Source organism: Pseudomonas pseudonitroreducens, assembly GCF_021603645.1.
GTDB classification, from domain to species: Bacteria; Pseudomonadota; Gammaproteobacteria; order Pseudomonadales; family Pseudomonadaceae; genus Pseudomonas; species Pseudomonas pseudonitroreducens.
This window is the reverse complement of the sequence record NZ_BQHJ01000010.1, coordinates 38,707-57,891: the sequence shown is the minus strand read 5'-3', so window position 1 is coordinate 57,891 and position 19,185 is coordinate 38,707. Positions and strand designations below refer to the sequence as shown.

The following is a 19,185-nucleotide window of genomic DNA, read 5'->3' as shown; positions in this document are numbered from 1 at the left end:
CGTCCGCGATGTGCAACCGGCCAGCGCGGAGCCGCCGGAAATCGATCGCAGGCGCAGCCCGCTCCTGCGGAAGCAAGCAGTACGCAGGGCGTGGGCCTGTAGGAGCGAGCTTGCTCGCGAACCACCCAACGTCGACGCGGGTGTTCGCGAGCAAGCTCGCTCCTACAAAAGAAGGATCAGATGCGCTGCGGCCCGTTGCGCTCGGAAATCTGGCTGTTCAGCGTCCAGAAGTCGTACAGCACACCAATGAAGAACAGCCCGCCGGTGAACAGGTAGAGGATGCCGGTGAGCCACTTGCCCATGTACATGCGGTGCACGCCGAACACGCCGAGGAAGGTCAGCAGGATCCAGGCAACGTTGTAATCCACGCCGCCGGAACGGTAGCGCTGGTCTGCCGCGTCATCCATGGAAGGGATGAGGAACAGGTCGATGATCCAGCCGATGAAGAACAGGCCGAGGGTGAAGAACCAGATCGTGCCGGTGATCGGCCGACCGTAGTAGAAGCGGTGCGAGCCGGTGAAACCGAAGATCCACAGTAGATAGCCGATGACCTTGCTGTGGGTGTCAGGGTTGGCGGACATGCCTTTCTCCCGTTGCTTTACGTGACCCTCAGCATAAACGAAAAGCCCGCGCGGGGCGGGCTTCTCGGGTGACGTCCGGTTGCGGCCGGGGATCAGCGGAAACGCCGGCTGGGGTCGTCGTCGCTCATCTCCAGGGTCAGCCCCTGGGTCATGGTGGTGAGGTGGTCGGCGTCGGTTTCCGAGCCCAGCTTGATCATCAGGCGCAGGTCGTTCGCCGAGTCGGCGTAGGCCAGCGCATCTTCGTAGGTGATCTCGCCCTGGGTATAGAGCTGGTACAGCGCCTGGTCGAAGGTCTGCATGCCCTGCTCGGTGGAGCGCTTCATCAGCGGCTTGAGCTCGTGCACCTCGCCCTTGCGGATCAGGTCGGCGGCCAGCGGGGTGTTCAGCAGCACCTCGATCACCGCGCGGCGGCCCTTGCCGTCAGGCGTCGGCACCAGTTGCTGGGCGACGATGGCCTTGAGGTTGAGCGACAGGTCCATCCACACCTGGCCATGCCGGTCAGCCGGGAAGAAGTGGATGATCCGCTCCAGCGCCTGGTTGGCGTTGTTGGCGTGCAGGGTCGCCAGGCACAGGTGGCCGGTTTCGGCGAAGGCCACGGCGTGGTCCATGGTCTCGCGCGAGCGCACCTCGCCGATCATGATCACGTCCGGCGCCTGGCGCAGGGTGTTCTTCAGGGCCACCTCGAAGGTATCGGTATCCAGGCCCACTTCGCGCTGGGTGACGATGCAGCCCTGGTGCTGGTGGATGTACTCGATGGGGTCTTCGATGGAGATGATGTGACCGGTGGAGTTCTTGTTGCGGTAGCCGATCATCGCCGCAAGCGAAGTGGACTTGCCGGTACCGGTGGCGCCGACGAAGATCACCAGGCCGCGCTTGGTCATCGCCAGCTTCTTGAGGATTTCCGGCAGCTTCAGGTCATCGATGGTCGGGATGTTGGTCTCGATGCGGCGCAGCACCATGCCCACCAGGTTGCGCTGGTAGAAGGCGCTGACACGGAAACGACCGACGCCACGGGCGCTGATGGCGAAGTTGCACTCGTGGTTCTCGGCGAAGTCGCGGCGCTGCTGTTCGTTCATCACCGAGAGCACGGTCTCGCGGGTCTGCTCTGGCGACAGCGCGGTCTTGGTGACCGGCAGCACCTTGCCATTGACCTTCATCGACGGTGGCACGCCCGCCGTGATGAACAGGTCGGAGGCACCCTTTTCCACCATGAGGCGCAACAGCTTCTCGAATTCCATGATCTTTCTCGCCGGGTTCACGCTGACTACGACGGGGCTGTCGGATCACGAAGCGAGTGCGTGTGGCGCGCTCCGTGCGCCGGGCCGGGAACGGCCCGGTGGGATTAGAAGTTTTCCGGGATCTTGGCTTTTTCTTTCGCCGCGTCGCGCGTCACCAGGCCCTTGGCGACCAGGCCCTTGAGGCACATGTCGAGGGTCTGCATGCCGATCGCGCCGCCAGTCTGGATCGCCGAGTACATCTGCGCGACCTTGTCCTCGCGGATCAGGTTACGGATCGCCGGGGTGCCAATCATGATCTCGTGGGCCGCGACACGGCCGCCGCCGATCTTTTTCAGCAGGGTCTGGGAAATCACCGCCTGCAGGGACTCGGAGAGCATGGAGCGGACCATGGACTTCTCCTCGGCGGGGAACACGTCGACGATACGGTCGATGGTCTTGGCCGCGGAGGTGGTGTGCAGGGTGCCGAACACCAGGTGGCCGGTTTCCGCCGCGGTCAGCGCCAGGCGGATGGTCTCCAGGTCACGCATCTCGCCCACCAGGATGATGTCCGGGTCTTCACGCAGGGCCGAGCGCAGGGCCTCGTTGAAGCCCAGGGTGTCGCGGTGCACTTCGCGCTGGTTGACCAGGCACTTCTTCGATTCGTGGACGAATTCGATCGGATCCTCGACGGTGAGGATGTGGCTGTACTTGGTGTTGTTCAGGTAGTCGAGCATCGCCGCCAGCGAGGTGGACTTGCCCGAACCGGTCGGACCGGTCACCAGTACCAGGCCTCGCGGTACGTCGGAGACGCGCTTGAACACTTCGCCCATCCCCAGGTCTTCCATGGTCAGCACCTTGGAGGGAATGGTCCGGAACACGGCGCCGGCGCCGCGGTTCTGGTTGAAGGCGTTGACCCGGAAACGGGCGACGCCCGGCACTTCGAAGGAGAAGTCGGTTTCCAGGAACTCTTCGTAATCCTTGCGCTGCTTGTCGTTCATGATGTCGTAGATCAGCGCGTGAACCTGCTTGTGCTCGAGCGGCGGCAGGTTGATGCGGCGGACATCGCCGTCGACGCGGATCATCGGCGGCAGGCCGGCCGAGAGGTGCAGGTCCGAAGCGCCCTGCTTGGCGCTGAAGGCGAGCAGCTCGGTAATATCCATGGGACTCCCCAATCAAGAGCAAGCAGGTAGAATGCCGCAGAACACGCAGCAGCCGGGCGGAAAAGCGACGGTAATGTCCACGATAGCAGAGAATATTGCAAAGGTTCGCGTACGAATCCGTGAGGCGGAACAAGCGAAAAATCGCACGCCTGGCTCGGTGCAGTTGCTTGCCGTGAGCAAGACCAAACCCGCCGCCGCCATCCGCGAAGCGTATGCCGAAGGCCTGGCCGATTTTGGCGAGAACTACCTGCAGGAAGCGCTGCTCAAGCAGGCCGAGCTGGCCGACCTGCCGCTGACCTGGCATTTCATCGGCCCCATCCAGTCGAACAAGACCCGGCCCATCGCCGAGCACTTCGACTGGGTGCACTCGGTGGACCGCCTGAAAGTCGCCCAGCGCCTCTCCGAGCAGCGCCCGGCGAACCTGCCGCCGCTGAACGTGCTGCTGCAGGTGAATGTCAGCGGCGAGGACAGCAAGTCCGGCTGCTCTCCCGAAGAGCTGCCCGCCCTCGCCCAGGCGGTTGCGCAACTGCCCCACTTGAAACTGCGCGGCCTGATGGCCATCCCCGAGCCGACCGAAGACATCGCCGTGCAGCACGCCGCTTTCGCCCGCCTGCGCGAACTGATGCAAGCCCTGAACCTCGGCCTGGACACCCTGTCCATGGGCATGAGCCATGACCTTGAAGCCGCCATCGGCGAAGGCGCCACCTGGGTGCGGATCGGTACCGCCCTGTTCGGTGCCCGCGACTACGGCGCCTCGCACTGACGCACTGAATAAAGGAAGAGACTCCATGAGCAGCACCCGCATTGCCTTCATCGGCGCCGGCAACATGGCCGCCAGTCTCATCGGTGGCCTGCGCGCCAAGGGCGTCGCCGCGAGCGACATCCGCGCCAGCGACCCGGGCGCCGAGCAGCGCGCGAAGATCGCCGCCGAACACGGCATCGAAGTGCTCGGCGACAATGCCAGCGCCGTGGCCGGTGCCGACGTGGTGGTCCTGGCAGTCAAGCCGCAGGTCATGAAGGACGTCTGCCTGGCGCTGGCGCCGGCGCTGACGGAAAACGCGCTGATCGTCTCCATCGCCGCCGGCATCCCCTGCGCCAGCCTTGAGCGCTGGTTGGGCGAGGTCAATGGCCAGCCGCGCGCCATCGTCCGCTGCATGCCCAATACCCCGGCGCTGGTCGGCCTGGGCGCCAGCGGCCTGTACCCCAACGCCAGCGTCAGCGCCGCCCAGCGCGAGCAGGCGCAGCAATTGCTGAGCGCCGTGGGCATCGCCCTGTGGCTCGACGAGGAGCGCCAGATCGACGCGGTGACCGCCGTCTCCGGCAGCGGCCCGGCCTACTTCTTCCTGCTGATGGAAGCCATGACCGCCGCCGGCGAGAAACTCGGCCTGTCCCGCGAAGTCGCCGGCCAGCTGGCCCGCCAGACCGCCCTGGGCGCCGCGCAGATGGCCACCAGCAGCGATGTCGACCCGGCCGAGCTGCGCCGCCGCGTCACCTCGCCCAAGGGCACCACCGAAGCGGCCATCAACACCTTCCAGGCCAACGGCTTCGAGGCCCTGGTGGAGAAGGCCGTCGGCGCCGCCGACCATCGCTCTGCCGAGCTGGCCGAACAACTGGGCCGCTGATTGCAATGACGCATGCCGCCCGGCGACCAGGGAGGGTCGCACCGCCACTCACTGCCTGCTTCCTGCTGGCCAGCGCCGCCGTCCAGGCGACGCAATGCCCGGTACCCGCAAGCCTCGACCAGTCCACGCTGGACGCCCGTCAGGCGATGCAACAGGCCATGGCCAGCGGCTTCGACAACGATGCCGACAACACCGTCGCGCCCGCGCTCAGCCAGGCTATCGAGCACTACAAGCAGACCCTGGCCACGGCCTTCGACGCACACCTTGCCTGCGCCCAGGGCACGCTGGACGCCGCCACTCTGCAGGCCGACCTGCGCCAACGCCTGTTGCCTGCCGCACAGCCGAGCAGCGATGGTTCGCCGTCCGACCAGGACGAAATTATCGTCACCCTGAGCGACAAGCCGACCCCGCTGCTGCTGGTCAGCGGCGGCTTCGCCATTCCCTGCGGCACCGACAACGTGCTGCGTGGTTACCGCCGCGAAGGCGAGGCCTGGGTACGCGCGCTGGACTGGCAGAGCGGCCCCTACAAAGACATCTCCGGCGCCTACGGCGACCTGTTCATGACCACCCGGCTAGCCAGCGGCGATCTCGCGCTGATGCACGGCACACCGTGGTGCACCTCACGCTGGAGCCACCTGGCGGTGGAAGTGATCCGCCCCGCCACGGGAAGCCAGGCCCAGCGCACCTTGCTGCATACCGAGCACGATTACGTCCGCGATGAACAGGAAGTGCAGTTCAAGGCTCGCCCCGATGGTTTCGAATGGCGCGCCGAGGTCGGCAGCCTGGACGGCGACCTGCTGACCCGCCCGGGCATCTTCCGCTACCGCCAGAGCGATGAAAGCTTCCAGCGCATCCAGCCCGCTGCGTCCAATGGCCGCGGCTTTGTCGATGAGTGGCTGCGAGTGGACGCCGACCTCGCCCGCGCCTGGGCCGAACCGGCCAGCGCAGATGCCACGCTGGCGGCACGCGAAGAGCTGCTCGGCCTGAACAAGCGCACCGGCGTCACCCTCGCCTACACCGCCGTGCGCGGCTGCAGGCAAGACCCCGCGCGCTTCCAGGTCGACATCGAACTGGACAGCCCGCAACCGCTGGCCGAAGGCAACCAGCGCTATGCCAGCATCCGCCAGGAATCCAACGGTTTCACCCTGCTGGGCCTGAGTAAAAGCGCCGACCCGACCTGCAGTGGTCCCGACCTGATGGCCAAGCGGGGTTGAATTTGCACGCGACGAAACACACTTACACGCGACCGGCGACGATGAATTCCCTACAGTATGGCGTTACAGCGCCGTCGTTGACCGACCGCCCGATTCGCCCGGCCCTGCGCGCCGGTGCCCAACGTTCACCAAGGACCGCCCAATGACCGGACTTTCCACAGCCGCCATCTATGTGATCCAGACTCTTGGCAGCCTGTACCTGCTGATCGTGCTGCTGCGCTTCATCCTGCAACTGGTCCGCGCCGACTTCTACAACCCGCTCAGCCAGTTCATCGTGCGCGCCACCAAGCCGCTGCTGAACCCGCTGCGCCGGATCATCCCTGGCTTCGGCGGCATCGACTTCGCCTCGCTGGTGCTGGCCATCCTGGTCCAGCTGGTGCTCATGGTCGTCACCCTGACCCTGATGGGCTACGGCGTCGGCGGCTACATCCTGCAACTGCTGGTATGGTCGATCATCGCGGTGACCTCGCTGTTCCTGAAGATCTTTTTCTTCGCCCTGATCATCAGCGTGATCCTCTCCTGGGTCGCCCCGGGCAGCTACAACCCCGGTGCCCAGCTGGTTAACCAGATCTGCGAGCCGTTCCTGGCGCCCTTCCGCAAGCTCCTGCCGAACCTCGGCGGCCTGGATATCTCGCCGATCTTCGCCTTCATCGCGCTGAAGCTGATCGATATGCTGGTGATTGGCAACCTGGCGGCGATGACCGGGATGCCGCAGATTCTCTCTCCGTTCATGTAACCAGGCATGCCGTTCTACCACTGGGACGGCGAGGACCTGATCCTCGACTGCCACCTGCAGCCCAAGGCGAGCCGCGACGAGTTCGCCGGGCTGCACGGTGAGCGCCTGAAGATCCGCCTCACCGCGCCACCGGTCGAAGGCAAGGCAAACGCCCACCTGCTCGCGTTCCTCGGCAAGGTCTTTGGGGTGGCGAAGAGCGCGGTGAAGCTGGAAAGTGGCGAGCTGAATCGTCAGAAGCGCGTGCGCATTCCCCGTCCGACGAAACTTCCGGCAGAACTCGGGATAGCCGCTCGGTAACCTTGGCCGACCTTACGTGTAGGAATGTGCTGTAGGCCAATTGCTATTCCTACACTCCGACGCATAATCCACGCCATCCATTCCCCGCGCAGGACGCGCCAGCCCAAGGAACGCCCGGATGAGCATGGAACGTCTCAGTCAGCAGATCGATGCCTATGTCACCTGGAAGCGCGAGCTGGTCCGCGAGATCACCCGCTATCGCAGTTGGCTGGAGCGCGCCCGGCTGAATACCCCGGAAATCGAGAATCGCCTCGAACGCTCCCTGCGTCTGCTGCGCGTCGACCACATCACCCTGGCCTTCGTTGGCGAGTATTCGCGCGGCAAGACCGAGCTGATCAACAGCCTGTTCTTCTCCGGATTCGGCCGCCGCATGCTGCCGTCCCAGGCTGGGCGCACCACCATGTGCCCGACCGAGCTGTTCTTCGACCCGCGCTCGGAACGCCCCTACGTGCGCCTGCTGCCGATCGAGACCCGCGTCGCCGACGCCAGCGTGGCGCAGTTCAAGCGCATCCCGCGGCATTGGGTGAACATCCCGCTGGATACTTCCGACCCGGCAAACATGGCCGAGGCCTTCGCCCAGGTCGCCAAGACCAAGCCGCTGCCGGTGGAACAGGCGATCCAGCTGGGCTTCCACCCGGACATGCTCGAAGCCACCGACAAGCCCGGCATCGTGCTGGTGCCGGCGTGGCGCCATGCGCTGGTCAACTTCGACCACCCGCTGCTGCGCCAGGGCCTGCGCATCCTCGACACGCCCGGCCTGAACGCCCTGGGCAGCGAGCCGGAGCTGACCCTGTCGATGCTGCCCAGTGCCCAGTCGATCCTCTTCCTGCTGGCCGCCGATACCGGCGTCACCGCCTCCGACATGGCCATCTGGCAGGACCACGTGCGCCAACTCGGCGAGGACGGTCACACCAGCCTCTATGCAGTACTGAACAAGATCGACGTGCTCTGGGACGACCTGGCCGGCGAAGCCTTCGTGCAGAACGCCATCCGCCACATCCAGGACACCACCGCCCGCCAGTTGGGCATTGCCCGTGAGGATGTGCTGCCGCTGTCGGCCAAGCAGGCGCTGCTGGCCAAGGTCCGCGGTGACCGCGAGTTGCTCGCCCGCAGCCAGATGGAATCCCTCGAAGCGCTGCTCTGCGAACGCATCGTCGCGCAGAAGGAACGCCTGCTGGAGGATGCGGTGGTCGGCCAGGTACTGGCGCTGGTCAACAACAGCCAGCACAGCCTGCGCGTGCGCCTGGACAAGGTGAAGGAGCAGCAGGTGCTGCTCAACGACCAGCAGCAGGACAGCGGTCAGTTGCTGTTCGAGCTGACCGCGCGGACCAAGGACGACCACAACCTGCACCACAAGCGCCTGCTCAGCCTGAAGACCAACCAGCGCCTGCTGCGCCACCAGGGCGAGCAATTGCGCGAGGCGGTGCGCGCCGAGCGCTTGGAACAGCACCTGAAGAAGGTCCACGACAAACTGCGCGGCAGCTGGACCACGGTCGGCATCCACCAGGCGATCCTGCAATTCTTCCGCACCGTGGAAGGCGACCTGGTCGCCCTCGGCCATGAAGCCGAAACCGCCAACCGCATGGTCGCGGCCATCTACCTGCGGCACAACGAGGAAAACCCGCTCAACGCCCTGGATGCCCCGCAGTTCCGCGTCCAGCGCTACCTGCGCGACCTGGCCAAGCTGCAGGAGAAGGCCGATCGCTTCCGCCTGCACCTCAAGACCCTGCTCACCGAGCAGCGCCTGCTGACCCGGCGCTTCTTCGCCACCGTCGCCCAGGAAGTCATCGGCCTGCATCAGCGCCTGCGCGAAGAGGCCGAACAGTGGGCCGCCGACGCCCTGATGCCGCTGATGCAGTACAGCCTGGAGCACAAGCAGATGCTGGAAACCCACATGCTGCGCCTCAAGGCCCTGGCCCAGGAAACCCAGCAGGCACGGCAACGCTCGCTACTGCTGGGGCGCTATACCGAAGAGCTGGAGCAGCAGCTCACCGAGGCCACCGACATCCTCCGCCAACTGCGTCGCCCGGCCCCGCTGCAACGCCAGGCCAAGGTCGTCACCCTGCCCACTTCCCAGCGCGCCTGAAACCCGCGCCACGCCCGCGCTGCCCCTTCCGAGTGCGCTTGCCGCAGGGGGCGGCGCTCTTTAGACTGGCCGTCCTTTTTTATTCATGAGCAGGGTCGATGCCAACAGTCTTCCCCGAAGATTCCGTCGGTCTGGTCTCGCCCCAGACGCTGCAGTTCAACGAACCGCTGCCCCTGGCCTGCGGCAAGACCCTGCCCGAATACCAGCTGGTGATCGAGACCTACGGCGAGCTGAACGCCACGGCGAGCAACGCCGTGCTGATCTGCCACGCGCTCTCCGGCCATCACCACGCCGCCGGCTACCACAGCGAGGACGAGCGCAAGCCGGGCTGGTGGGACAGCTGCATCGGCCCGGGCAAGCCCATCGACACCCGCAAGTTCTTCGTCGTCGCGCTGAACAACCTCGGCGGCTGCAACGGCTCCACCGGCCCGACCAGCCCGAACCCCGCCACCGGCAAGGCCTACGGCGCGGACTTCCCGGTCGTCACCGTGGAAGACTGGGTCAACAGCCAGGCACGCCTGGCCGATCGCCTGGGCATCCAGAGCTGGGCCGCCATCGTCGGCGGCAGCCTGGGCGGCATGCAGGCGTTGCAGTGGACCATCAGCTATCCCGAGCGCGTGCGTCATTGCCTGTGCATTGCCAGCGCACCGAAGCTGTCGGCGCAGAACATCGCCTTCAACGAAGTCGCGCGCCAGGCGATCCTCTCGGACCCTGAGTTCTTCGGCGGGCACTTCCAGGAACACGACGTGATTCCCAAGCGCGGCCTGCGCCTGGCGCGGATGGTCGGGCACATCACCTACCTCTCCGATGACGCCATGGGCGCCAAGTTCGGCCGCGACATGAAATCGGAGAAGCTCAACTACGACCTGCACAGCGTCGAGTTCCAGGTAGAGAGCTACCTGCGCTACCAAGGCGAGGAGTTCTCCACCCGCTTCGACGCCAACACCTACCTGCTGATGACCAAGGCGCTGGACTACTTCGACCCGGCCGCCGCCCATGGCGACGACCTGGCGCGTACCCTCGCCGGGGTGAAGGCGGACTTCTGCCTGATGTCCTTCACCACCGACTGGCGCTTCTCCCCCGCCCGTTCGCGGGAGATCGTCGACGCCCTGCTGGCGGCGAAGAAGAACGTCAGCTACCTGGAAATCGACGCCCCGCAAGGCCATGACGCCTTCCTGATGCCGATTCCGCGCTACCTGCAAGCCTTCAGCGGTTACATGCACCGCATCAGCGTATAAGGAACACCATGCGCGCCGACCTGGAAATCATCCAAGACTGGATCCCCGCCGGCAGCCGCGTGCTCGACCTGGGCTGCGGCGATGGCGAGCTGCTCGCCTGGCTGCGCGACCACAAGCAGGTTGGCGGCTACGGGCTGGAGATCGACCCCGACAAGATCGCCAAATGCATCGAACGCGGAGTCAACGTCATCGAACAGGACCTGGACAAGGGCCTGGGCAACTTCGCCAGCAACAGCTTCGACGTGGTCGTCATGACCCAGTCGCTGCAGGCCCTGCGCTACCCGGACAAGGTGCTGGCGGAGATGCTGCGCGTGGGCAAGACCTGCATCATCACCTTCCCCAACTTCGGCCACTGGCGCTGCCGCTGGTATCTCGCGCGCAATGGCCGCATGCCCGTGTCGGAGTTCCTTCCGTACACTTGGTACAACACGCCGAATATCCACTTCTGCACCTTCCGCGATTTCGAAGCGCTCTGCCACGAGCAGCACGCGAAGGTGCTCGACCGCCTGGCGGTGGACCACGAGCACCAGCATGGCTGGGCCTCGCGAATCTGGCCTAATCTGTTGGGTGAGATCGGCATCTACCGGATCAGCGGCGCTGGCGTGCAAGACCACCGCATCGCCGTCTGATCGCGGCTATCTGATAGAGCCCGGGAGAAACATCATGCGCCGCCTGCTTACCTTCTTCGCCTGCCTGGTTCTCGCCCTGCCCGCCTTCGCCGAACAGGTGAAGCGCCTGGGTGACCTGCAGGTGCACTACAGCGTATTCAACTCCAGCTTCCTCCAGCCCAACGTCGCGCAAGCGGTGGGCGTGGTGCGCAGCAAGGCCCAGGGCGTGATCAATATCGTGCCGCTGGACGCCGCCGGCAAACCGGCCAACGCCACCGTCGCCGGCAGCGCCAAGAACCTGATGGGCCAGACCATTCCCCTGACCTTCAAGCGCGTGGTCGAGGAAGGCGCCGTCTACAACCTGGCGCAGTTCCCCATCGAAGGCCGCGAAACCCTGACCTTCTCCATCCAGGTCCAGTCCGGAAGCGAAGCCCCGCAAAGCTTCGACTTCATGCAGGAAATCTTCCCCGACGAATGATCAAGCTCGAACAACTGGTGCTGGCCAGTCACAACGCCGGCAAGCTCAAGGAACTCCAGGCCATGCTCGGAGCCCACGTGAAGGTGCGCTCCATCGGCGAGTTCAGCGGCGTGGAGCCGGAAGAGACCGGCCTGTCCTTCGTCGAAAACGCCATCCTCAAGGCGCGCAATGCCGCGCGCATCTCCGGCCTGCCGGCGCTGGCAGACGACTCGGGTCTGGCGGTCGATTTCCTCGGCGGTGCGCCGGGCATCTATTCCGCGCGCTACGCCGACGGCCAGGGTGACGCGGCGAACAACGCCAAGCTGCTCGATGCACTGAAAGACGTGCCGGACGCGCAACGCGGCGCCCAGTTCGTCAGCGTGCTGGCCCTGGTTCGCCACGCCGACGACCCGCTGCCGATCCTCTGCGAAGGCCTCTGGCACGGCAGCATCCTGCGCGAAGCGCGCGGTGAGCATGGTTTCGGCTATGACCCGCTGTTCTGGGTGCCGGAAGCCGAGTGCTCCAGCGCCGAACTGGCGCCTGACCGCAAGAACCAGATCAGCCACCGCGCCCGCGCGATGGCCCTGCTGAAGCAGCGGCTGGGACTATGACCAAGGCTTCAGGCGACAGGCTTCAGGCCCCAGGCAAAAGCCCCCACCTGCAGCCTGCGGCCTGCAGCCTGCAGCTCCCGCCGCTCTCGGCGTACGTACACATCCCCTGGTGCGTGCGCAAATGTCCCTATTGCGACTTCAATTCCCACGCCGCCGGGCCGGAGCTGCCGGAAGACGCCTACGTCGAGGCGCTGCTGGCTGACCTGGCCGCCGACCGCGGGTACGTCCACGGCCGCAAGCTGACCTCGATCTTCTTCGGCGGCGGTACGCCCAGCCTGTTTTCCGCCAAGGCGCTGGGGCGCATCCTTGATGGTCTGGAGCAGCAGGTTGGTTTCGAAAGCGACATCGAGATCACCCTTGAAGCCAATCCGGGCACCTTCGAGCAGGCCAAGTTCGCCGACTACCGCCAGCTGGGAATCAACCGGCTGTCCATCGGCATCCAGAGCTTCCAGGCCGAGAAGCTCAAGGCGCTGGGCCGTATCCACGATGGTGACGAAGCCATTCGCGCCGCCGAAATGGCCCGCCGCGCCGGCTTCGACAACTTCAACCTGGACCTGATGCACGGCCTGCCGGAGCAGAGTGTCGCCGATGCACTGAGCGACCTGCAGCAAGCCATCGCCCTGACCCCGACGCACCTGTCCTGGTACCAGCTGACCATGGAACCGAACACGGTATTCTGGAGCCAGCCGCCGGAGCTGCCCGAGGACGACCAGCTGTGGGAAATCCAGGAGGCCGGCCAGGCACTGCTCGCGCAGGCGGGCTACGTCCAGTACGAGACGTCGGCCTACGCCCGTGACGGCAAGCGCGCGCGGCACAACCTGAACTACTGGACCTTTGGCGATTTCCTCGGCATCGGCGCCGGCGCCCACGCCAAGCTGAGCACACCGGAAGGCCGCATCCTGCGCACCTGGAAGACTCGCCTGCCGAAGGACTACCTGAACCCGGAGAAACCCTTCCAGGCCGGCGAGCGCGACCTGGAGGCCGGCGACCTGCCGTTCGAGTTCATGATGAACGCCCTGCGTCTTACCGACGGCGTGCCGGCGGCGACCTTCACCGAGCGCACCGGCCTGCCGCTCGCGGCCATCGAGGAGGCCTGCCTCCTGGCGCGCAAGGACGGCCTGCTGGTGGCGGACCCGCTTCGTCTGGCGCCGACCGAGCGCGGCCAGCTGTTCCTCAACGACCTGCTGCAGCGCTTCCTGCCCTGAGTTCCTGACTCATATGCGGCCGGGCGACGTCAGCGTCGCCCGCCGTGTACACTCCCCGGCGACTCTCGATCCCAAGGAGCCCCAATGGACTTCGCGCTCGACCTGATTGCCAATGTCTCCCGCTGGTGCCGCGGCCACCTGTCCGACATCGCCCTGGCGATCATGGCCACCGTGCTGGTGCTGTTCGGCCCGGCGATCAACGCCTGGGTACAGCAGCGCATCGGCAGCCTGAACTTCGTCTTCCGCACCCTGCTGTTCGTGCTGATCTGCGCCGTGGGCTACGGCCTGGCGATGGTCTTCGTCACCCCGTGGCTGGCCAAGGGCCTGGGCTATTTCAACAACTACACCCTGGCGCCCGTCCTGCTGCTAGTGTTCTTCGTAATTGGCATGATCGCCGACCGCAGTTGAGCTGCGTTCCTCCGGCGGTTGGCCACACACCCGCCGGAGGACACATGAAGCCGATCAAGCATCTCTACCTGCACTTCTCCGATGGCCAGCGCCTGGCGCTGCGCTTCCCGCAACAGAGCGACGCCCCCGCCGAAGTGGCCCGCGGCATCCGCAAGCAGATGGAATCGCCGGTCATCAGCATCGAGGTGGACGGCGACCTGCTGATCATCCCGCGCACCAGTATCAAGTACCTGCAAATCAGCCCGGCACCGATGCGCATGCCGGAAACCACGGTGCTGGGTGCCGAGCTGATCGAATAACGCAGCAGTTTTCTGTAGGAGCGAGCTTGCTCGCGAACGCTTTATCCTGGCGCACCGTCCGCTGGGGCTGTTCGCGAGCAAGCTCGCTCCTACAGGTCCGTTTGCGCAGATAAACGAAGGCCGCCTTTCGGCGGCCTCTGTCGGACTCAGTTGCCCTCGCGACGCAATGCCTGCGGGGTGAAGTCGCGCGGCCCCAGCGGGACCTTGAAGTCGTACATCGGCTCGTTGTTGTCCAGACCGTCGACGAAGTAGCGCTTGCCTTCGAAGTCGTACAGCGCCTCCAGGGTACTGAGCACCATGGGTACGTCGTAGTAGTTGATCGGGTGCACTTCCTGGGCGCGGATCAGCTTGCCATCGGCGTTGTAGATGTCCGAAGCGAGGATCTGCCAGCTGTCCTCGTCCAGATAGAAGCGGCGCTTGGCGAACGGATGGCCCATGCCCTTGCGCAGGGTCGCCTCGACCACCCAGACGCGGTGCGGCTCGTAGCGCAGCAGCTCGGGGTTGAGGGACTTGGTCCTGAGGATATCGGCGTAGGGAATACCCTTCTGGTGCACGGCGTAGCTGTTGTACGGCACCAGCATCTCGCGCTTGCCCAGCAGTTGCCACTCGTAATGGTCCGGCGCGCCGTTGTAGACGTCCACGGTGTCGGCGGTAGCCAGGCCGTTGGTGTCCGGCTGCAGGGTGTCGTAGGCCAGGCTCGGCAGGCGGCGCACGCGGCGCTCGCCACTGTTGAAGCGCCAGGCCTTGCGGATCGACAGCACCTGGTCGATGGTCTCCTGCACCACCAGCGCCGAACCAGCGAGCTTCGCCGGGGCGACAATGTTGTACTTGTAGTAGAACAGCGTGTTGTTCAGGTCCTGCGGGGTCATGCCCTCGCGGCCATAGTTGAAGTACACGTAGCGGTCGAGCTTGAGCAGGTTGTAGCTACCGCTGGCGAGCACGGCGGCCTGGTTGGTCACCATGTGAATCTGCTCGCCACGATAACGCATGATGTGGTTCCAGATGGCTTCCAGGCCGGTCTTCGGAATCGGAAACGGCACGCCCGCGGCGGCGCCCTGCACACCGTTGCCGTCGGCAATCAGCTCCGCGTTTTCGGCGTTGAAGCGGGTGGCGTCATAGATGCGCTGGGGCAAGGAGGCACTGCGGCGGCTGGGAAAGACGCGCAGGTAGTAGTCCGGGTTCTCCTGCAGCAACGCCTGGGTGCCGGGCGTGAGCAGCGCCTGGTACTGCGCCAGGTTCTTGCTGTCGATCTTGTACTGCATGGCGTCGCCAGCATACGGATCAAGGTGGTGGGTGCCGGGCTGGTATCCCGCCGGGGCGCTGGTGATACCGCCCGTCCAGGCAGGGATGGTGCCGCTGGCGTTGCCGGCCATCTCCGCCCCCATCGGCGTCAGGTCGCGGCCCAGTCGAGCGGCCTCGGTGGCATCGACTTTCGCCTGCGCCGGCAGGGCCCACGCCCCCGCCATCAGCAGTACAGCAAGTTTCTTCAACACAGCAGACTCCTTTGCGACGGACTCCTGTCCATCACTCTTATTTTCGTCCGCGGCGGGTGCCGCTTTTTATTCAGGAGGTGAGGGTGGCCTTCATGGCCTGCCGGGTGGTCCCGGTCTGTAGGGTGTTCCTGCGTGAAAAAGGCCTGCTGCGCAGGCCTTTCCGATACCTCAGTCGACGCGCTCGAACTTCAGGTCCCAGACGCCATGGCCGAGTCGCTCCCCGCGACGTTCGAACTTGGTGACCGGGCGCTCTTCCGGGCGCGGCACGTAGGTATTATCGGCCGAAAGGTTGCGGTAGCCGGGTGCGGCATTCATCACTTCCAGCATGTGCTCGGCGTATTGTTCCCAGTCGGTGGCCATGTGCAGCACGCCGCCGATCTTCAGCTTCTGTCGCACCAGCTCGGCCCAGGCCGGCTGCACGATGCGACGCTTGTGGTGACGCGACTTGTGCCACGGGTCCGGGAAGAACAGCAGCAGGCGATCGAGGCTGGCGTCGGCCACGCAGTCACGCAGCACTTCGATGGCGTCGCAGCTGTAGACGCGAATATTGGTCAGGTCCTGGGTGAGCATGCCGTTGAGCAGCGCACCGACGCCCGGACGATGCACTTCCACACCGATGAAGTCCTGCTCCGGCGCGGCCGCAGCCATCTCCAGGGTAGCGTGGCCCATGCCGAAACCGATCTCGAAGGTGCGCGGCGCCTGGCGCCCGAACACTTCATCGAAGTCCCGCGCACCGTCGGCCAACTCCAGGCCGAACTTCGGCCAGCCCTGATCGAGGCCGCGTTGCTGGCCTTCGGTCATGCGCCCGGCACGCATCACGAAGCTCTTGATGGCGCGCATCGGACGGTTATCGGCGTCGGGCTGGTTCTCGGGCTGATTTTCGGGAATGTCACTCATGACTCGGACCTTGCGGGTAAATGCACGCGCGGGCCGGTTGCTTCTGGCAAACCGGCCCGCGCGTCGAAGTGGAAACGTTAGTTGATCAGGCCGGTCATCGGCGACGACGCGCTCGCGTAGAGCTTGCGCGGCATGCGGCCGGCCAGGTAGGCCAGGCGGCCGGCGACGATGGCGTGCTTCATGGCCTCGGCCATCATCACCGGATTCTGCGCGTGGGCGATGGCGGTGTTCATCAGCACGGCTTCGCAGCCCAGCTCCATGGCGATGGTGGCGTCAGAGGCGGTACCCACACCGGCATCCACCAGCACCGGAACGCTGGCTTCTTCGAGGATGATGCGCAGGTTGTACGGGTTGCAAATGCCCAGGCCCGAGCCGATCAGGCCGGCCAGCGGCATCACTGCAATGCAACCGATCTCGGCCAGTTGGCGGGCGATGATCGGGTCATCACTGGTGTACACCATGACGTCGAAGCCGTCCTTGACCAGCACTTCGGCGGCCTTGAGGGTTTCGACGACGTTGGGGAAGAGTGTCTTCTGGTCGGCCAGGACTTCCAGCTTGACCAGGTTGTGGCCATCCAGCAGTTCGCGGGCCAGACGACAGGTCCGCACGGCCTCGACGGCGTCGTAGCAACCGGCGGTGTTCGGCAGGATGGTGTAGCGATCCGGCGGGATCACGTCCAGCAGGTTGGGCTCGCCCGGGTTCTGGCCGATGTTGGTGCGGCGCACCGCTACGGTGACGATCTCGGCGCCCGAGGCCTCGATGGCGACGCGGGTCTCTTCGAGGTCCTTGTACTTGCCGGTACCGACCAGCAGGCGCGAGTTATAGGTACGGCCAGCCAGGGTAAAAGGCTTGTCGACCGGCAGGTTGGAAGTAGCTTGGCTCATCGGATCACTCCTGACGAAAAGGAAGGCGGGCGGGGCCTGAAAATCTGGGGCGACGGGAACTAGCCGCCACCGATGGCATGCACCACTTCCACCTGGTCGCCTTCGCTCAGGGCGGTGGCGGCGTGCTGGCTGCGCGGCACGATGTCCTGGTTGAGCTCGACCGCGACACGCTTGCCGGTGAGGTCGAGACGCTCGAGCAGGTTGGCGACGGTGTGGCCGTCGGGCAGCTCGAAAGGTTCGCCGTTCAACTGAATACGCATGGGCGGGACGGTCATTGCTGGAGGGGTCGGCATTCTAGCCCGATCGCGCCGGATGACCAAGGTATCCGGGCGTCGCACTCGGGCTTTTCTGACGCTCGGGTCAACCCAGCTGGAAGGCCGCCACCAGCAGCAACGCCCAGCCGATCAGGAAGAACAGGCCGCCGATCGGGGTGATGATGCCCACGCTCAGGCCCGCCAGGGTCAACAGGTAGAGGCTGCCGGAAAACAGCAGGATGCCGACGGTGAATGCCCAGCCGGCGAGGCTGATGAGGGTGCCGCCGATGTGCGCGGTGAGCAGCGCCACGCCGAACAGCGCCAGGGCATGCAGCATCTGGTAGTGCACGCCGGTCTGGAACACCGCCAGGTGCTCGGGCGTGAGCTTGTTCTTCAGGCCGTGGGCAGCGAACGCGCCGAGGGCCACTCCGGTGAAACCGAAGAACGCGGCGAGCATCAGGAAAGTACGCAGCATGGGACAGCTCCAGACAGGTGAGTATCGCTATAATGGCCCGCTCATCCGCCCAGGCAAAGCCTCCGCATGCGCAACGCCCTCCGCCGCCTGTCAAAGATCGCGCTCTGGTTCATCGCCATCAGCGTGGCGCTGGTCATCGTCCTGCGCTGGGTACCGCCGCCGGGAACCATGGTGATGGTCGAGCGCAAGGTCGAGTCCTGGTTCAACGGCAAGCCCATCGACCTGCAGCGCAGCTGGCGTTCCTGGGACGAGTTGCCGGACAGCCTCAAGCTCGCGGTGATCGCCGGCGAGGACCAGAAGTTCGCCGAGCACCACGGCTTCGACCTGCCGGCAATCCAGAAGGCGCTGGTGCACAACGAGCAGGGCGGCAAGGTTCGCGGCGGCAGCACCATCAGCCAGCAGGTGGCGAAGAACGTCTTCCTCTGGACCGGGCGCAGCTGGCTGCGCAAGGGCTTCGAAGCCTGGTTCACCCTGCTGATCGAGACCTTCTGGTCCAAGCAGCGGATTCTCGAGGTCTACCTCAACAGCGTGGAATGGGATGCCGGCGTGTTCGGCGCCCAGGCCGCCGCCCAGCATCACTTCGGCGTCGACGCCAAGCGCCTGTCGCAGCAGCAGGCCAGCCTGCTCGCCGCGGTACTGCCCAACCCGCGCAAATGGAGCGCCGGCAAGCCCGGCCCTTACGTGCGCCAGCGCGCCTCGTGGATCCGCCAGCAGATGTGGCAATTGGGCGGGAGCGACTATCTCGAACGCCTTTAAGGCGCTTCGCTGAGCTTGAGGGTATTGCGCGGCACCACTCGCACCCACTGCAGGGTGCCGTCACGGTGCAGCACGGTCATACCCTTCTCCGGATAAACCCAGGCCTCGCCGCCATCGACCTGCAGACGCAGGCGCGGGTCGCCCAGGCCCACCGCCAGCCGGCCGACCGCCAGGTCTTCCTGCGGCGCCAGCGCCAGCTCGGAGACTGGCTTGCTGCCCAACTGCCCCATCAGATCGGCACTCAGCGGCTGGTCCTTGCTGGTCGGCTGCATGCCAGTGGCCTTGGCCAGGCTGGCATGTTCGGCGTCACTCAGCGCCAGCTCCGCCTCGACGTGCCAGGGCCCTTCCTCGGTCACCAATTTGCCGCGGTAATGCAGCTGCGGGCCGTCCTGGCTGGCGGTCAGCCATAGCTCTCCAGGCTGCTGGTCCTGCAGCTGGCCGAGGGTCAGGCGGTCATCGGCCAACGGCTCGAAAATCTTTTCCTTCCAGTCGTTGAACCACTGTGGCGGCTTGGGCGGTGCAGAAGTTCGGGCCACCCAGGTTCCCAGGCCAAAGGCCAGCAGGGCGATGACCAGGAAAAACATCCCGTGGACGGGACGCAGGCGCGGCATGGGGCTCTCCAGACTCTGGACAGAGAATGAGCGGACAGAAAAAAACCGCACCAGGGTGCGGTTCTCGGTCTCAACG

22 protein-coding genes and 1 pseudogene are annotated in these 19,185 nt (G+C 65.4%); 14 read left to right on the top strand and 9 right to left on the bottom strand.

Translation table 11 applies throughout. From position 1 onward, the window contains the following. Positions 1–176: 176 nt before the first annotated feature. From L6D89_RS22955 to pilT, 3 genes are all read right to left on the bottom strand, one after another. The gene (locus tag L6D89_RS22955) at positions 177–581 is read right to left on the bottom strand and encodes an NINE protein (RefSeq protein WP_017520120.1); all 405 of its coding nucleotides are present in this window, start codon (positions 579–581) and stop codon (positions 177–179) included. A 92-nt stretch (positions 582–673) separates the two neighbouring features. Then, entirely contained in the window at positions 674–1,819 is a 1,146-nt protein-coding gene (gene pilU, locus L6D89_RS22950) for a type IV pilus ATPase PilU (RefSeq protein WP_236172740.1), read from the bottom strand. Between the two features lie 104 nt (positions 1,820–1,923). Then, positions 1,924–2,958 (bottom strand): type IV pilus twitching motility protein PilT, encoded by a 1,035-nt coding sequence (gene pilT, locus L6D89_RS22945; RefSeq protein ID WP_017520118.1) that lies wholly within the window; start codon positions 2,956–2,958, stop codon positions 1,924–1,926. 73 nt (positions 2,959–3,031) lie between these two features. Between pilT and L6D89_RS22940 the strand changes: the two genes are divergently transcribed. The 13 genes from L6D89_RS22940 (at position 3,032) to L6D89_RS22880 (ending at position 13,739) form a co-directional block, all read left to right on the top strand. Then, positions 3,032–3,721, top strand: coding sequence for a YggS family pyridoxal phosphate-dependent enzyme (locus L6D89_RS22940; protein WP_236201288.1), 690 nt, complete (start codon positions 3,032–3,034; stop codon positions 3,719–3,721). Between the two features lie 25 nt (positions 3,722–3,746). Further along, a complete protein-coding gene (gene proC / locus L6D89_RS22935) occupies positions 3,747–4,580 on the top strand; it encodes a pyrroline-5-carboxylate reductase (protein WP_236201287.1) in 834 nt (277 codons plus the stop codon). A 5-nt stretch (positions 4,581–4,585) separates the two neighbouring features. Then, positions 4,586–5,794 (top strand): hypothetical protein, encoded by a 1,209-nt coding sequence (locus L6D89_RS22930; RefSeq protein WP_236201286.1) that lies wholly within the window; start codon positions 4,586–4,588, stop codon positions 5,792–5,794. Positions 5,795–5,936: 142 nt separating this feature from the next. After that, positions 5,937–6,530 (top strand): YggT family protein, encoded by a 594-nt coding sequence (locus L6D89_RS22925; protein WP_236172744.1) that lies wholly within the window; start codon positions 5,937–5,939, stop codon positions 6,528–6,530. Positions 6,531–6,536: 6 nt separating this feature from the next. After that, the gene (locus tag L6D89_RS22920) at positions 6,537–6,827 is read left to right on the top strand and encodes a DUF167 domain-containing protein (RefSeq protein WP_236201285.1); all 291 of its coding nucleotides are present in this window, start codon (positions 6,537–6,539) and stop codon (positions 6,825–6,827) included. A 118-nt stretch (positions 6,828–6,945) separates the two neighbouring features. Continuing rightward, positions 6,946–8,913, top strand: coding sequence for a dynamin-like GTPase family protein (locus tag L6D89_RS22915; RefSeq protein ID WP_236201284.1), 1,968 nt, complete (start codon positions 6,946–6,948; stop codon positions 8,911–8,913). A gap of 98 nt (positions 8,914–9,011) precedes the next feature. Next, on the top strand, positions 9,012–10,151 hold the full coding sequence (metX, locus tag L6D89_RS22910) for a homoserine O-succinyltransferase MetX (RefSeq protein WP_054907817.1): 1,140 nt from the start codon (positions 9,012–9,014) through the stop codon (positions 10,149–10,151). Positions 10,152–10,159: 8 nt separating this feature from the next. Beyond that, positions 10,160–10,780, top strand: a complete 621-nt coding sequence (gene metW, locus L6D89_RS22905; protein ID WP_236172747.1) for a methionine biosynthesis protein MetW — start codon at positions 10,160–10,162, stop codon at positions 10,778–10,780. A gap of 34 nt (positions 10,781–10,814) precedes the next feature. Continuing rightward, the gene (locus tag L6D89_RS22900; RefSeq protein WP_236172748.1) at positions 10,815–11,237 is read left to right on the top strand and encodes a DUF4426 domain-containing protein; all 423 of its coding nucleotides are present in this window, start codon (positions 10,815–10,817) and stop codon (positions 11,235–11,237) included. Further along, positions 11,234–11,827: an RdgB/HAM1 family non-canonical purine NTP pyrophosphatase gene (rdgB, locus tag L6D89_RS22895; RefSeq protein ID WP_236201283.1), complete on the top strand. Its 594-nt coding sequence runs from the start codon at positions 11,234–11,236 to the stop codon at positions 11,825–11,827. Before L6D89_RS22900 ends, rdgB begins: the two co-directional genes overlap by 4 nt. Beyond that, complete coding sequence (gene hemW, locus L6D89_RS22890) at positions 11,824–13,032, top strand: radical SAM family heme chaperone HemW (RefSeq protein ID WP_236201282.1); 1,209 nt, start codon at positions 11,824–11,826, stop codon at positions 13,030–13,032. The genes rdgB and hemW overlap by 4 nt, the downstream gene beginning before the upstream one ends. An 84-nt stretch (positions 13,033–13,116) precedes the next feature. Next, positions 13,117–13,440, top strand: a complete 324-nt coding sequence (locus L6D89_RS22885) for a DUF3392 domain-containing protein (protein ID WP_017520106.1) — start codon at positions 13,117–13,119, stop codon at positions 13,438–13,440. A gap of 44 nt (positions 13,441–13,484) precedes the next feature. Continuing rightward, on the top strand, positions 13,485–13,739 hold the full coding sequence (locus L6D89_RS22880) for a hypothetical protein (protein WP_236201281.1): 255 nt from the start codon (positions 13,485–13,487) through the stop codon (positions 13,737–13,739). Between the two features lie 146 nt (positions 13,740–13,885). On the opposite strand, the gene L6D89_RS22875 is transcribed toward L6D89_RS22880, so the two are convergent. From L6D89_RS22875 to L6D89_RS22855, 5 genes are all read right to left on the bottom strand, one after another. Beyond that, a complete protein-coding gene (locus L6D89_RS22875) occupies positions 13,886–15,232 on the bottom strand; it encodes a DUF1329 domain-containing protein (RefSeq protein ID WP_236172752.1) in 1,347 nt (448 codons plus the stop codon). Between the two features lie 168 nt (positions 15,233–15,400). Then, complete coding sequence (gene trmB, locus L6D89_RS22870; protein ID WP_236201398.1) at positions 15,401–16,072, bottom strand: tRNA (guanosine(46)-N7)-methyltransferase TrmB; 672 nt, start codon at positions 16,070–16,072, stop codon at positions 15,401–15,403. 134 nt (positions 16,073–16,206) lie between these two features. Continuing rightward, positions 16,207–17,013 (bottom strand): thiazole synthase, encoded by an 807-nt coding sequence (locus tag L6D89_RS22865; protein WP_236172753.1) that lies wholly within the window; start codon positions 17,011–17,013, stop codon positions 16,207–16,209. 59 nt (positions 17,014–17,072) lie between these two features. Beyond that, entirely contained in the window at positions 17,073–17,273 is a 201-nt protein-coding gene (gene thiS / locus L6D89_RS22860) for a sulfur carrier protein ThiS (RefSeq protein WP_236172754.1), read from the bottom strand. A 100-nt stretch (positions 17,274–17,373) separates the two neighbouring features. Then, a complete protein-coding gene (locus tag L6D89_RS22855; protein ID WP_236201280.1) occupies positions 17,374–17,742 on the bottom strand; it encodes a DUF423 domain-containing protein in 369 nt (122 codons plus the stop codon). A gap of 32 nt (positions 17,743–17,774) precedes the next feature. Between L6D89_RS22855 and mtgA the strand changes: the two are divergent. Then, positions 17,775–18,498 (top strand): annotated as a pseudogene (gene mtgA / locus L6D89_RS22850) (monofunctional biosynthetic peptidoglycan transglycosylase). Here the strand turns inward: mtgA and L6D89_RS22845 are convergent. Next, positions 18,495–19,109: a hypothetical protein gene (locus L6D89_RS22845; protein ID WP_236201279.1), complete on the bottom strand. Its 615-nt coding sequence runs from the start codon at positions 19,107–19,109 to the stop codon at positions 18,495–18,497. The pseudogene mtgA and the gene L6D89_RS22845 sit on opposite strands and share 4 nt — an antisense overlap. Positions 19,110–19,185: the final 76 nt, after the last annotated feature.

Bases quoted from the DNA above. Each gene is read 5' to 3' on its own strand.
- L6D89_RS22955 (WP_017520120.1), bottom strand. From the start codon at position 581: ATGTCCGCCAACCCTGACACCCACAGCAAGGTCATCGGCTATCTACTG.
- pilU (WP_236172740.1), bottom strand. From the start codon at position 1,819: ATGGAATTCGAGAAGCTGTTGCGCCTCATGGTGGAAAAGGGTGCCTCC.
- pilT (WP_017520118.1), bottom strand. From the start codon at position 2,958: ATGGATATTACCGAGCTGCTCGCCTTCAGCGCCAAGCAGGGCGCTTCG.
- L6D89_RS22940 (WP_236201288.1), top strand. From the start codon at position 3,032: ATGTCCACGATAGCAGAGAATATTGCAAAGGTTCGCGTACGAATCCGT.
- proC (WP_236201287.1), top strand. From the start codon at position 3,747: ATGAGCAGCACCCGCATTGCCTTCATCGGCGCCGGCAACATGGCCGCC.
- L6D89_RS22930 (WP_236201286.1), top strand. From the start codon at position 4,586: ATGACGCATGCCGCCCGGCGACCAGGGAGGGTCGCACCGCCACTCACT.
- L6D89_RS22925 (WP_236172744.1), top strand. From the start codon at position 5,937: ATGACCGGACTTTCCACAGCCGCCATCTATGTGATCCAGACTCTTGGC.
- L6D89_RS22920 (WP_236201285.1), top strand. From the start codon at position 6,537: ATGCCGTTCTACCACTGGGACGGCGAGGACCTGATCCTCGACTGCCAC.
- L6D89_RS22915 (WP_236201284.1), top strand. From the start codon at position 6,946: ATGAGCATGGAACGTCTCAGTCAGCAGATCGATGCCTATGTCACCTGG.
- metX (WP_054907817.1), top strand. From the start codon at position 9,012: ATGCCAACAGTCTTCCCCGAAGATTCCGTCGGTCTGGTCTCGCCCCAG.
- metW (WP_236172747.1), top strand. From the start codon at position 10,160: ATGCGCGCCGACCTGGAAATCATCCAAGACTGGATCCCCGCCGGCAGC.
- L6D89_RS22900 (WP_236172748.1), top strand. From the start codon at position 10,815: ATGCGCCGCCTGCTTACCTTCTTCGCCTGCCTGGTTCTCGCCCTGCCC.
- rdgB (WP_236201283.1), top strand. From the start codon at position 11,234: ATGATCAAGCTCGAACAACTGGTGCTGGCCAGTCACAACGCCGGCAAG.
- hemW (WP_236201282.1), top strand. From the start codon at position 11,824: ATGACCAAGGCTTCAGGCGACAGGCTTCAGGCCCCAGGCAAAAGCCCC.
- L6D89_RS22885 (WP_017520106.1), top strand. From the start codon at position 13,117: ATGGACTTCGCGCTCGACCTGATTGCCAATGTCTCCCGCTGGTGCCGC.
- L6D89_RS22880 (WP_236201281.1), top strand. From the start codon at position 13,485: ATGAAGCCGATCAAGCATCTCTACCTGCACTTCTCCGATGGCCAGCGC.
- trmB (WP_236201398.1), bottom strand. From the start codon at position 16,072: ATGCGCGCCATCAAGAGCTTCGTGATGCGTGCCGGGCGCATGACCGAA.
- L6D89_RS22865 (WP_236172753.1), bottom strand. From the start codon at position 17,013: ATGAGCCAAGCTACTTCCAACCTGCCGGTCGACAAGCCTTTTACCCTG.
- thiS (WP_236172754.1), bottom strand. From the start codon at position 17,273: ATGCGTATTCAGTTGAACGGCGAACCTTTCGAGCTGCCCGACGGCCAC.
- L6D89_RS22855 (WP_236201280.1), bottom strand. From the start codon at position 17,742: ATGCTGCGTACTTTCCTGATGCTCGCCGCGTTCTTCGGTTTCACCGGA.
- L6D89_RS22845 (WP_236201279.1), bottom strand. From the start codon at position 19,109: ATGCCGCGCCTGCGTCCCGTCCACGGGATGTTTTTCCTGGTCATCGCC.